8 protein-coding genes are annotated in these 12010 nt (G+C 70.4%); 2 read left to right on the forward strand and 6 right to left on the reverse strand.

Features of this window, described 5'->3' with window-relative positions; all coding sequences use genetic code 11:
* Positions 1-42: 42 nt before the first annotated feature.
* The 4 genes from ABT127_RS20665 to ABT127_RS20680 form a co-directional block, all read right to left on the reverse strand.
* Positions 43-1452, reverse strand: a complete 1410-nt coding sequence (locus tag ABT127_RS20665; RefSeq protein WP_351451884.1) for a GH1 family beta-glucosidase — start codon at positions 1450-1452, stop codon at positions 43-45.
* A complete protein-coding gene (locus ABT127_RS20670) occupies positions 1449-2270 on the reverse strand; it encodes a carbohydrate ABC transporter permease (RefSeq protein ID WP_351451886.1) in 822 nt (273 codons plus the stop codon). The genes ABT127_RS20665 and ABT127_RS20670 overlap by 4 nt, the downstream gene beginning before the upstream one ends.
* Positions 2271-2272: 2 nt before the next feature.
* On the reverse strand, positions 2273-3244 hold the full coding sequence (locus ABT127_RS20675; RefSeq protein WP_351451889.1) for a carbohydrate ABC transporter permease: 972 nt from the start codon (positions 3242-3244) through the stop codon (positions 2273-2275).
* Between the two features lie 197 nt (positions 3245-3441).
* Complete coding sequence (locus ABT127_RS20680) at positions 3442-4764, reverse strand: ABC transporter substrate-binding protein (protein WP_351451891.1); 1323 nt, start codon at positions 4762-4764, stop codon at positions 3442-3444.
* A gap of 302 nt (positions 4765-5066) precedes the next feature.
* Here ABT127_RS20680 and ABT127_RS20685 point away from each other — a divergent pair, with 302 nt between their 5' ends.
* Together ABT127_RS20685 and ABT127_RS20690 are read left to right on the forward strand one after the other, a co-directional pair.
* The gene (locus ABT127_RS20685; protein ID WP_351451894.1) at positions 5067-7289 is read left to right on the forward strand and encodes a glycoside hydrolase family 9 protein; all 2223 of its coding nucleotides are present in this window, start codon (positions 5067-5069) and stop codon (positions 7287-7289) included.
* Positions 7290-7358: 69 nt separating this feature from the next.
* Positions 7359-8318 carry a glycoside hydrolase family 6 protein gene (locus ABT127_RS20690; RefSeq protein WP_351451896.1) on the forward strand — a complete coding sequence of 320 codons (960 nt, stop codon included), beginning with the start codon at positions 7359-7361 and terminating at the stop codon, positions 8316-8318.
* 68 nt (positions 8319-8386) lie between these two features.
* Here the strand turns inward: ABT127_RS20690 and ABT127_RS20695 are convergent, their stop codons facing one another.
* Positions 8387-10201, reverse strand: a complete 1815-nt coding sequence (locus tag ABT127_RS20695) for an alkyl/aryl-sulfatase (protein ID WP_351451899.1) — start codon at positions 10199-10201, stop codon at positions 8387-8389.
* A gap of 89 nt (positions 10202-10290) precedes the next feature.
* The gene (locus ABT127_RS20700) at positions 10291-11991 is read right to left on the reverse strand and encodes a SulP family inorganic anion transporter (RefSeq protein ID WP_351451902.1); all 1701 of its coding nucleotides are present in this window, start codon (positions 11989-11991) and stop codon (positions 10291-10293) included.
* Between the last annotated feature and the right edge of the window lie 19 nt (positions 11992-12010).

Consider the following 12010-nt stretch of genomic DNA (forward strand, 5'->3'; position numbering starts at 1 on the left):
CCTGGTTGCGGCGGCTGTGGCTGTCACTGTAGAGCGCGGGTGTCAGACCGCGGGGGCGGGGAGTGCCGAGGCGCGGGCGGCGTGCAGCAGGTCCGCGTACCAGCGCGCGCTGTCCTTGAGGGTGCGGGCCTGTGTCGCGTAGTCGACGTGGACCAGGCCGAAGCGGTGCCGGTAGCCGAACGACCACTCGAAGTTGTCCAGCAGGGACCAGGCGAAGTAGCCGCGCAGGTCGACGCCGTCGGCGACGGCGTCCGCGCACGCCCCGATGTGGTCGCGCAGGTAGGCGAGCCGGGTCGGATCGTGCACGTCCTCGTCGATCGCGGCGCCGTTCTCGGTCACGTACAGCGCGAGCCCGGGATGATCGGTGTGCAGCCGGCGCAGCAGGGCGCGCAGTCCGGACGCGTCGATCTCCCATCCCATCGCCGTCCGCGCGCGCCCGCCGTCCACGGCGACCGTGTGCGGTGCGCCGACGTACGCGGACGCGCGGGGCTCTGCGCTGTGCGCGACGTGCAGGGGGGAGTAGTAGTTGATGCCGAGGAAGGCCGGTGGCCGGCCCCCGATGACGTCCGGGTCCGTGTCGTGCACGTGGGTGAGGTCGAAGGAGTCCGCGAGGTCGGCGACGACGTCCGCCGGGTACGTGCCGCGCAGCAGCGGGTCCAGGAAGAGGCGGTTCTGCAGACCGTCGATACGCCGTGCGGCGTCGACGTCGGCGGGAGCGGCGGACGCGGCGCGCACGTCGGTGAGGTTGAGGGTGATGCCGACCGAGGCGTCGTCGGGGAGCGCCCGGGAGGCGAGGCCGTGGGCGAGGAGCAGGTGGTGGGCGGCGCGCAGCGCGGCCTGTGGCTCCCGGCGGCCGGGGGCGTGCCGCCCGGTGGCGTAGCCGAGGAACGCCGAGCACCACGGCTCGTTCAGGGTGGTCCAGTGCGGGACGCGGTCCCCCAGCACCTCGTGCACGGCGGCCGCGAAATCGGCGAACCGTTCGGCGGTGTCGCGCCGGGGCCAGCCTCCGGCGTCCTCCAGGGGCTGCGGAAGGTCCCAGTGGTACAGCGTCGGCCACGGGGTGATGCCGCGCTCCAGGAGGTCGTCGACCAGCCGCTCGTAGAAGTCGAGGCCCTTGGTGTTGACCGGGCCCTTGCCGGTGGGCTGGACGCGGGGCCAGGCGATCGAGAAGCGGTAGGCGCCCAGGTTCAGCCGCGCCATCAGGTCGACGTCGGTGCGGTGGCGGCGGTAGTGGTCGGCGGCGACCGCCCCCGTGTCGCCGTTGTCGATCGCTCCCTGTCTGGCGCAGAAGGTGTCCCAGATGGAGGGGCCGCGGCCGTCCGCGTCCACCGACCCCTCGATCTGATAGCTGGAGGTCGCCGCGCCCCAGACGAACGAGGCGGGAAAACGGTCGGCGAGTTCCTCCGTGGAGTCCACGGACGCCGGGACTTCGGAAACCAGCGGGGTGCTCATGCCTTGACGGCTCCTTCCATGATGCCGCCGATGATCTGGCGCCCCGAGATGACGAAGACGACGAGCAGCGGGACGATGGCGACCAGGGCCCCGGTGAACATCAGGGAGTAGTCGGTGTAGTAACTGGTGGAGAGCTGGTTGAGGGCGAACTGCACGGTGGGGTTGTCCTGTTCGAGGACCGCGAGCGGCCACAGGAACTCGTTCCAGGCGCCCATGAACGTGAACAGCGCGAGCACGCCGGCTCCCGGGCGCAGCGCGGGCAGGACCACGGTCCAGTAGATGCGGAAGGTGTGCGCGCCGTCGACGCGGGCCGCCTCGATCAGCTCGTCGGGCACGGTCTGCTCGGTGTACTGGCGCATCAGGAAGACGCCGAACGCCGAGACGAGGAACGGCACGATGACGGCCTGCAGCTGGTTCACCCAGCCGAACTTCACCATGATCATGTACAGCGGGATGATGCCCATCTGGACCGGCACCATCATCGTGCCCAGGATGCAGACCAGCAGGACGTCGCGGCCCTTGAAGCGCAGCTTGGCGAAGGCGAAGCCGGCCAGGGTGCTGAAGAAGACCACGGAGACGGTCACCGTCAGGGACGCGATCGCCGAATTGAGCAGCGCCTTCGCGAAGTGGGCGCCGTCGGCGGCGAACAACCGGCTGATGTTGTCGGCGAGTTGACCGCCGGGCAGCAGCGGGGGAGGCCAGTCGCCGACCACGTCGCTGCCCCGGGTGGCGACGACGAGCAGCCAGTAGAGCGGGAACGCGGAGAGGAGGATCGCGGCGATCAGCGTGACGTAGGCGAGCGGGGAGTTCTTGCGCACGGTTACTTCGTCCTCCGCACGATGAGGAAGTTGACCACGGTCAGCACGATGATGATCAGGAAGATCATCCAGGCCACGGCGGAGCCGTATCCGTAGTCGAAGTTCCTGAAGGCCTTCTCGAACATGAACATGGACATGGTCTGGAACTGGCGCAGACTGCCGCCGGAGATCGCGTTCGACCCCTGGGCGAAGATCAGCGGCTCGGTGAAGAGCTGGAGACCCGCGATGGTCGACGAGATCACGGTGAAGATCACGGCGGGCCGGATCATCGGCACGGTGATGGCGAAGAGCTGCCGTACGCGGCCGGCGCCGTCGATCGACGCGGCCTCGTACAGCTCCTTCGGCACGGCCTGCATCGCGGCGAGATAGATCAGCGAGTTGTAGCCGGTCCAGCGCCAGTCGACCATCGTGGAGATCGCCGCCCACGACGACCAGCGTTCCGCGCGCCAGTCGACCGGGCCGATCCCGACGAGGTGCAGCAGGCCGTTGGCCATGCCCGCGTCGCGGTCGAAGAGCTGGCTGAAGACGATGCCGACGGCGGCGACGGACGTGACGATCGGCAGCAGGATGCCCAGGCGCAGGAACGTCATGCCGCGCAGCTGCTGGTTGAGCATGCTCGCCACCACCAGCGCGAGCAGGAGTTGCGGCACGGTCGCCATCACGAGCATGCCGACCGTGTTGACCAGGGCGTTCCAGAAGTCCGGGTCGCCGAACAGCTTGCTGTAGTTGTCCAGCCCTACGAAGTCGCCCTTCATCCCCATCTTCCACTCGTGCAGGGAGACCCACGCGGTGTAGAGGAGCGGATAGAGGCCGAAGACGGCGAAGAGGACGAAGAACGGGGCGATGAAGAGGTACGGGGTGCCGCGCGCGGCCAGCCGGGCGAGCGGGCGGGGCCGGGGACTGGGCATGGTCGGTGGTGCGGGTGCTCGGAGCGAGGTGCGGCCGGCGTGCGGAAGCCGGGTGGTTGTGGTCACGGCGGATCCTTGGGTGGCGGGGGAGTGGGCGGGCCTGCGGGGCCGGGAAGTCCGGGCGCCCCGGCGGCGATCGGGCGGCGGGGCCGGGAGGACCGGGCCCCGGGCCGCGACGCCGCCGAGGGGTGCCCGGCCCGTGGCGGCGGTCGGGCGACAGGCCCCGTGGGCGCGGCGGCGACGCTGTGCCGCGGCGGCGGGGCTCAGTCCTCCAGGCGCTTCGCCTCCGACACGGCCTTCTTCCACGCCGCGGCGTCGGACAGCTTGTGCTGCTCGATCGCGGTCAGCGAGTTGCTGACGGCGTCGTTGATGGGGTTGTTCTGCGGGCCGAGGTAGACCGGCCGCAGCGCCTTGACGCTGTCGCCGAAGATCCGGCCGACCGGTGCGTCGGAGAAGTACGGGTCCCGGTACGAGCGCACGTCGTCGCTGTCGATGGCCGCGAGCGCGGACGGGAAGTTGCCCTTCGCCTTGAACGCGGCCGTCTGCCCCTTCGCGCTGGTCAGGAACTTCGCCAGCTCCGCCGCCTGCTCAGGGTGCTTGCTCTGCCGGGGCACCGCGAGGAAGGACCCGCCGCGCACCGCGCCGTTGCCCGGCACCCGGGCCACGTCCCACTTGCCCGCGCCCGCGTCGCCGGCCTGCTTCTTGATGGTGCCGAGCATCCACGACGGGCAGGGGATCGTCGCGAACGTGCCCTTCTTGAAGCCTGCGTTCCACTGCGGGCTCCACGCGGCGATGTTCCCCGACAGGCCCGCGTCGATCATCTCGACCGTCTTGTCCCAGGCCGTCCGCACGGCCGGGTTGGAGTCGATGACGAGCTTGTTGTCCTTGGTGTAGTACGTGTGGTCGCTCTGCTGCATCAGCATGTTCTGGTAGATCGAGCCGGCCGAGTCGAAGAAGTGCGCTCCCGTCCTGGCCGCCGTGAACTTCTTCCCCACGGAGAGATAGCCGTCCCAGTCCTGCCACAGCGCGCCGACCTTCTCGCGGTCGGTGGGCAGACCGGCCTTCTTGAACAGGTCCTTGCGGTAGCACATGCCCTGCGCGCCGACGTCGGTGCCGAGGCCCACGAGGGTCTTGCCGTCCGGGGTGAGGGCCTGGTGCCACTTCCAGTCGAGGTAGTTCTTCCGCAGCGGTGCGGCGCCGTGGTCGAGCAGGTTCACGAAGGCGTCCGGCTGCTGCATGAACTGCGTGAGGATGCCCTCCTCCAGGGCCACGACGTCGCCCGCGCCCTGGCCACTGGCCATCCACTGCTGCAACTTCGGCGCGTAGTCGCCCAGTTGGGAGATGTTCTCCTCGCGGATCTCGATGTCCGGGTGCGCGGCCTCGTACTGCTTGTACAGGTCCTCGTAGCCGAACTGGCTGAACGTCTTGACCACCAGGACGGTCTTGCCCGAACCGCTGGTCCCGTCGTCGCTGCCGCAGGCGCTCAACAGCGCCATCGACGCACCGATCGCGACGGCCGCCGCGAGCCGCCGACGTCCCGTCAGGGGGCGTGCCCGACCCTCGGTCCGGCGCTGTATCTGTCCCATAATGTTCCTCTGTTTTGGGAGCGGTAAAGGGGCGGAGATGGACGCTCCGACCCCAAGAAGTCTCTCTGATCTGCTATTTGACGCCATAGCAACGACCGATCCTGTACCGCCTGTGCCAAAAATTGGGAGCGGTAACAGTCCGGGACTGTAGAGCCAGACTCCTGTGACGGGGAAGTGTCCTGGGCAAAAAAATCTGACGGCGCCCGATCCGTTGACATCGCCGCGGGCCGCCCTCACGATCGGCGCTGACGCCACAGCGGACCGGCCCTCCGACGACTGGACGAGCGACGGAAGAGACCGGAATGCGCCCCCGAACGCTTCTGCATGCCCTGGTGCTGCCCACCGTGCTGCTGGTCACCGCACCCGCGGTGCACGCGGCCCCCGACCCGCAACAGCCCTACGAGCGCGTCCTGAACGGCACGTTCGACCAGGCGAAGACCCCGTGGTGGAGCAGCGGCTCCACGCCCTCCCGGATCGACGGCGGCAAGCTGTGTGCCGACGTGCCGGCCGGAACGGCCAACCCGTGGGACTCGATGATCGCGCAGGACAGCATCCCGCTGGAGGCCGACCAGCCGTACACCCTGCGCTTCACGGCCTCGGCGACCACCACGACCACCATCCGCGCCGTACTCCAGCTCGGGGTACCGCCGCGCACCACCACCTTCAACAAGACGCTCACCCTCACCCCCGAGCCGCAGACCTTCACCGTCTCCGGCACGTCGAAGTCGGCCGACCTGCACGGCCAGCTCTCCTTCCAACAGGGCGGCGCCGCGAAGGCGTTCACGCTGTGCATGGACGACGTGTCGCTGACCGGCGGATCCGTCGCCCCCGGCGCGGGCCGCGACTTCGGCAGCCCCGTCCACGTCAACCAGGTCGGGTACGAAAGACGCGGGCCCAAGAAGGCGTCCGTCGTCGAGCCCGGCGACCGGCCGGTCGACTGGAGCCTGCGCGCGGCCGACGGCACGGTCGTGCGCACCGGCCGCACCCGCGTCCAGGGCGACGACGACGCCTCCGGCCAGCACGTCCACATCGCCGACTTCTCCGGCTACACCACGAACGGCACCGGCTACACCCTCGCCGTCGGCGACCACGTCAGCGAGCCGTTCGACATCGCCGACAACCCGTACACCGGCCTGCGCCGCGACGCGCTCGGCTACTTCTACCTCGCCCGCAGCGGCACCCCGATCGAGGCGACGTACGTGGGCGACGCCTACGCGCGCCCGGCCGGCCACCTCGGCGTCGCCCCGAACAAGGGCGACACGGACGTGCCCTGCCTGCCCGGCGCCTGCTCCTACCGCCAGGACGTGCGCGGCGGCTGGTACGACGCCGGTGACCAGGGCAAGTACGTCGTCAACGGCGGGCTCGCGGCCTGGCAGCTGATGGACTCCTACGAGCGCTCACGGCGGCAGGGCGACACCGTCGGCGCCTCCGACGGACTGCTCTCCGTACCGGAGAACGCCAACAAGGTGCCGGACGTCCTCGACGAGTCCCGGTGGGAGGTCGAGTTCCTGCTGCGCATGCAGATCCCGCAGGGGCAGCCGCTCGCCGGCATGGCCCTGCACAAGGTGCACGACCTGGCCTGGACGGCGCTGCCGACCCAGCCCGACAAGGACTCCCAGCCCCGCTACCTGCACCCGCCGACGACCGCGGCCACCCTGAACCTGGCGGCGGCCGCGGCCCAGGCCGCCCGCGTCTGGGCCCCGTACGACAAGGAGTTCGCCGCCCGCTGCCTGCAAGCGGCCCGGACCGCCTTCGACGCCGCGCTCGCCCACCCCGACCTGTACGCGCCGGACGCCAACGGCTCGGGCGGCGGCGACTACGACGACACCCAGGTCTCCGACGAGTTCTCCTGGGCCGCGACCGAGCTCTACGCCACCACCCATGACCACCGGTACCTCGCCCGCATCACCGCGAAGGCCACCACCGACGGCTTCTCCTGGCAGGACACCAGCGCGCTCAGCGACCTCACCGTCGCCCGCATGCCCGAGAGCTTCCCGCTGAAGCTGTCGCTGGCCGCGAGCGCCCGCATCGTCAAGATCGCCGAGACGTTCGTCCGGGACCAGCGGTCCCAGGGCTACCCGAACCCGAACAAGCCCGCCGACGGCACCTACGTCTGGGGCTCCAACAGCGTCACCGCCAACAACGCCGTGATCATGGCCACCGCCTACGACCTCACCCGGCTGCCGCGCTACCGGGACGGCGTTCTGGAGGCGATGGACTACCTCCTCGGCCGCAACGCCCTCGACCAGTCCTACGTCACCGGCTACGGCGAGCGGGCCAGCCACAACCAGCACACCCGCATCTGGGCCCACCAGATCGACCCGGCCCTGCCGGACCCGCCGAAGGGCTCCCTGGCCGGCGGGCCCAACTCGACGCTCACGGACCCGGTCGCCCAGCAGAACCTCGTCGGCTGCGCGCCCGCGACCTGCTACATCGACGACGTCTACTCGTACGGCACCGACGAGATCGCCATCAACTGGAACTCGGCCCTCGCCTGGGTCGCGACCTTCGCCGCCGCCCGCTGACGGCGGCTCCCCCCACCGGGCCCTCCTCCCACAAGGGGGCCCTCCCGCAGCACACAGGAAGGTGACGCAATGACGCGTACCCGCAGGACCTTCAGCAGGATCGCCACGGCCGCCGTGGCGGTGACCGCCTGCGCCCTCGCCACGGCCCAGCCCGCCGCGGCCGACCCGCTGTCCGACACGAACGGCTTCTACGTCAACACCGCCTCGAACCCCGCCACATGGGTCGCGGCACACCCCACCGACGCCCGCGCGGCCGCCATCCGCACCCAGATCGCGGAACAGCCGATCGCCGCCTGGTTCACCACCGGATCCACCGGTTCGCAGGTCGCGAGTTACGTCGGGAAGGCGGCAAGTCACGGTCAACTGCCCGTGCTCGTCGCCTACAACATCCCCGGCCGTGACGCCTGCGGCGGCCAATCCGGGGGCGGCGCCGGGAGCGTCGCCGCGTACAAGACGTGGATCTCCACGTTCGCGGCGGCCATCGCGGACCGTCCGGCCGTCGTCGTCATCGAGCCGGACGCGCTCGGCGACTTCGACTGCATGAGCGACGCCCAGATCCAGGACCGCCTGGGCATGCTCACGTACGCGACCCAGATGCTGAAGGCGAAGGCGCCCGACACCTGGGCCTACCTCGACGCGGGCAACGCGGGCTGGACCGACGCCGCGACCATGGCCGGACGGCTCAAGGGCGCGGGGATCGCCAACGTACGCGGCTTCGCCGTCAACGTCTCCAACTACTACTCGACCAGCGCCTCGACGACCTACGCGAACGGGGTGAACGCGGCACTCGGCGGCGGCTCGCACTTCGTGGTCGACACCAGCCGCAACGGAAACGGGAAGCTGGCCGGCGAGTGGTGCAACCCGGCCGGACGCAAGCTCGGCACCCGCCCGCAGGAAGGAGGCGGCGGCGACATGCTGCTCTGGGTCAAGACGCCGGGCAACTCGGACGGCCAGTGCGGCATCGCTCCCGACGTCCCGGCCGGAACCTTCAGCCCGGACCTGGCCACGCGCCTGATCAACGGCACCTGACAGGACGGATCGACGGGTGGGCCCGCCCGCACCGGGCCCACCCCGTCGGGCTCAGCCGTGCGGTCGTGTCAGGGGGTGACGACGGGGAAGGCCGTGTCGGGCCTGGTGACGTAGGAGAGGAGTCGAGCGAGGAGCGACGCGTCGCCGTCCGTGGTGATGCCGTCGAGGCCCTTTCCGGCGAGGACGCCGAGGAGTTGGGGCTTGGTGAGGGTGAGGGTGAGCCCCGCCTCGGTCCTGGGAGCGGTCACCGTGCGGTGGGTGAGGGCGCCGTTGTGGAGGGTGAGGCGGTGGCGGCGGTCCTCGTCGGTGAGGACGAGGTCGACGGTGAGGTCGTCGGCCCAGGCGCGGGGGCCGTCGATGCGGATGGCGATCGAGTCCAGGACCATGTCGGTCGTCAGGGCCATCGCCATCTCGGGGTTGGTGGTGTCCAGGGTGATGGCGTTGACGCCGTGGCGCAGCTCCATCGCCGAGGTGAGGTAGAAGTTGCGCCAGGTGCCGTTCTCCGAGCCCTGGCCGAGCCGGTCGTAGACGCCGGCCAGGGTCTGCTTCGCGTCCGTGTTGTCGGGGGCCGCGAAGACGACGTGGTTGAGGAGGGTGGCGGCGAAGCGCAGGTCGCCCGCGTCGACGTACTCGCGGGCCTTGGCCAGGGCCTGGTCGGGGCCGCCGAGGGCGTCGACGTAGCGCTTGGCGAGTTCGACGGGCGGGTGTTCCCACAGGTGGGCGACGTTGCCGTCGAACCAGCCCAGGTAGCGCTGGTAGATCGCCTTGATGTTGTGGTTGACCGAGCCGTAGTAGCCGCGGGCGTGCCAGGAGTTCTCCAGGGCCGGGGGCAGCTGCATCTGTTCGGCGATCTCCGGGCCGGTCAGACCGTCGTTGAGCAGGCGCAGGGTCTGGTCGTGGAGGTAGGCGTACAGGTCGCGCTGGGTGGAGAGGAACGTGACGACGTTGTCGCGGCCCCAGGTGGGCCAGTGGTGGGAGGCGAACGCGACGTCGTAGCCGTCGCCGAAGTACTCGATGGCCTCGTCCAGGTAGCGGGCCCAGATGCGGGAGTCGCGGACGACGGCGCCGCGCAGGGTCAGGATGTTGTGCAGGTTGTGCGTGGCGTTCTCCGCCAGGCACAGGGCGCGCTTGTCCGGGAAGAGGAAGTTCATCTCGGCCGGGGCCTCGGTGCCGGGGGTGAGCTGGAAGACGATGCGGACGCCGTCGACCGTCTCCTCCTGCCCGGTGCGGGTGATGTCGAGGGTGGGCGGGATGAGGCTGATCGTGCCGTTCGAGGTGGTCATGCCCAGGCCGGCGCTGATCTGGCCGTCGGCCGATTTGGGCAGCCGGTCGCCGTACATGAAGATCGCGCGGCGGGTCATGGCGTTGCCGGCGTAGACGTTCTCGCTGACCGCGTGCTCCAGGAAGCCTTCGGGGGCCAGGATCGGCACGCCGTCCTCGGCGCCGCGGGGCAGGACGCCGCGCGAGCCGCCGAAGTGATCGCCGTGGGAGTGGGTGTAGATGAGGCCGGTGACGGGGCGCTCGCCGCGGTGCTGCCGGTACAGGGCGAGCCCTGCGGCGGCGGTCTCGACGCTGAGGAGCGGGTCGATGACGACGACGCCGCGCTCGCCCTCGACGAGGGTCATGTTCGACAGGTCCAGGCCGCGGATCTGGTAGATGCCCTCGCACACCTCGTACAGGCCCTGGCGGGAGCAGAGCTGGGCCTGGCGCCACAGACTCGGGTTGGCCGTGTCGGGGCACTCGCCCTTGAGGAAGTCGTAGGCGTCGTTGTCGTAGACGACGCGCCCGTCCTCCGCCTTCACGACTGCCGGAGTCAGGGCGTCGATGAAGCCGCGGTCGGCGTTCTCGAAGTCGGTGGTGTCCTCGAAGGGCAGGGCGCTCATTGCTGACTCCGTTCAAAGGCCCGTTCGACGAAAGGAAACGGGATCCTTCATCTCAACATCGCCCCGGTCGAGCCGCATGTCGGCGGCTGTCACGGCTGCCGGGCGATCCATGACTCGCCCTCGGACACGGCCCGCTCCAGCGGGGCGAAGATCGCGCCGTCAGCGGGGACGACACCGCCGGGGCCGAGGTCGCGGTCGAGGCCGGTCGCCGTCAGGAGGCGCACGAGGCCGGGTTCTGCACCTGCCAGGATCAGGCGGCCGCCGTGGGCGTCGAGGTCGTGGACGTAGCGGCGGAGCACCTTGACGACGGTCGAGGACGGGACGTCGGGGACGCCGCGCATGACGAGGACCAGCACGGCGCCGCGGGCGTCGTCGGAGCTCGGGAGCATCGCCTCGATGCGGTTCATCTCGGCGAAGAAGCTCACGCCGTCGTAGTAGAGGACGGTGACCTGCCCGGGCGGGAGTTTCTCAGGGGGCTCGCCGGTGTCCCAGTCGCCGCTTTCCGGGTCGCGGGTGAGGGCGACGAGGCGGGCGCGGCGGGCGGCCTGGGCGCAGTACAGCAGCAGGGAGAGGACCGCGCCGAGGATGATCGCCTGCTGGAGCGGGAGCTGGGTGGTGGCGAGGAAGGTGAGGATCATCGCGCCCGACGACATCCAGGAGGTGCGCAGGACCAGCAGGATGTCGTGACGCTTGCCCCAGATCAGTTCGCCGCCGACGACCAGGATCAGGCCGCCGATCACCGGCATCGGAATGTGCTCGGCGAGCGAACCGCAGACCAGGACGATGAGCGCGAGCAGGATGCCGGAGAAGATGCCGGCCCAGCGGGTGCGGGCGCCGGCCGAGACCGCGACGCCGGTGCGGGACAGAGAGCCGCCCGAGGGCAGGGACTGGAAGAGCCCGCCCGTGATGTTCGCCAGGCCCTGGGCGGCGAAGTCGCCGTTGACCGAGGAACGGGAGCCGTCGGGGTTGGGGACGGACGGGCCGATGCTCGCCGCCTGGGCCAGGCCGACCAGGGCGACGGCCACGGCCCCGCCGAGCAGATGCGGCACGGCGGAGAGGTCGGGGGCGGAGAAACCGGGCAGGGCGGCAGGGATGTGCGCGATGTCGTGGACCAGTTCGACGTCCGTGCCGAGCAGGGCCACCGCGACACTGGCCACGATCATCGCGATGAGCAGGGCCACGGCTTCGAGCCGGCGGACGAGACGGGCGAGCGCCCAGACGGCGATCGTGGCGATGGCCACGAGGGCGGCGGACAGCTTCCACTGGCCGATGTGGGCGAGCCAGTCGCCCAGCTGGTAGAGGCGGTTGTGGCCCTGGGGCTTGTAGGCGGTGGCGTCCTTGAGGACGCCTGTGATGATCTGCAGGGCGATGCCGGTGGAGAAACCGGTCATCACCGCGTTCGACACGAACGACATCACCGCCCCGAGCCGCAGAGCGCCCATGAGCAGCATGACGACTCCGGCCATGACGGTCAGGGCGGCGATGTTGCCCGTGCTCTTCGGGTCAAGGCCCGCATCCGACAGCACGCTCTGCGAGGTCAGCGCGATGGCGCTGGTCAGCGTGGTGACCATCAGGACCGTGCGGGAGGTCAGTGAGCCGACGATCGCCGGGACGACGCCCGCGTACAGGCCGGCCACCGGGTTGAAGCCTGCGATGGCCGCGTAGGCCATGCCCTCGGGGATGGAGAACAGCCCGGTGACGAGGCCGGAACTGGCGTCGGACGGAGTCGGCCTGCCCAGCCGGGACCGCCCCTTGCGCGCGGCCCGGGCGAGCCGGTCTCGCCAGGTCAACACAGCAGGTCTACGCACA

Origin of the sequence: Streptomyces sp. NPDC001904, from assembly GCF_040297005.1 — a bacterium.
Lineage (GTDB): Bacteria > Actinomycetota > Actinomycetes > Streptomycetales > Streptomycetaceae > Streptomyces.

Excerpts from the sequence above, each read along its gene's own strand:
- ABT127_RS20665 (WP_351451884.1), bottom strand. The coding sequence starts at position 1,452 with ATGAGCACCCCGCTGGTTTCCGAAGTCCCGGCGTCCGTGGACTCCACG.
- ABT127_RS20680 (WP_351451891.1), bottom strand. The coding sequence starts at position 4,764 with ATGGGACAGATACAGCGCCGGACCGAGGGTCGGGCACGCCCCCTGACG.
- ABT127_RS20685 (WP_351451894.1), top strand. The coding sequence starts at position 5,067 with ATGCGCCCCCGAACGCTTCTGCATGCCCTGGTGCTGCCCACCGTGCTG.
- ABT127_RS20690 (WP_351451896.1), top strand. The coding sequence starts at position 7,359 with ATGACGCGTACCCGCAGGACCTTCAGCAGGATCGCCACGGCCGCCGTG.
- ABT127_RS20695 (WP_351451899.1), bottom strand. The coding sequence starts at position 10,201 with ATGAGCGCCCTGCCCTTCGAGGACACCACCGACTTCGAGAACGCCGAC.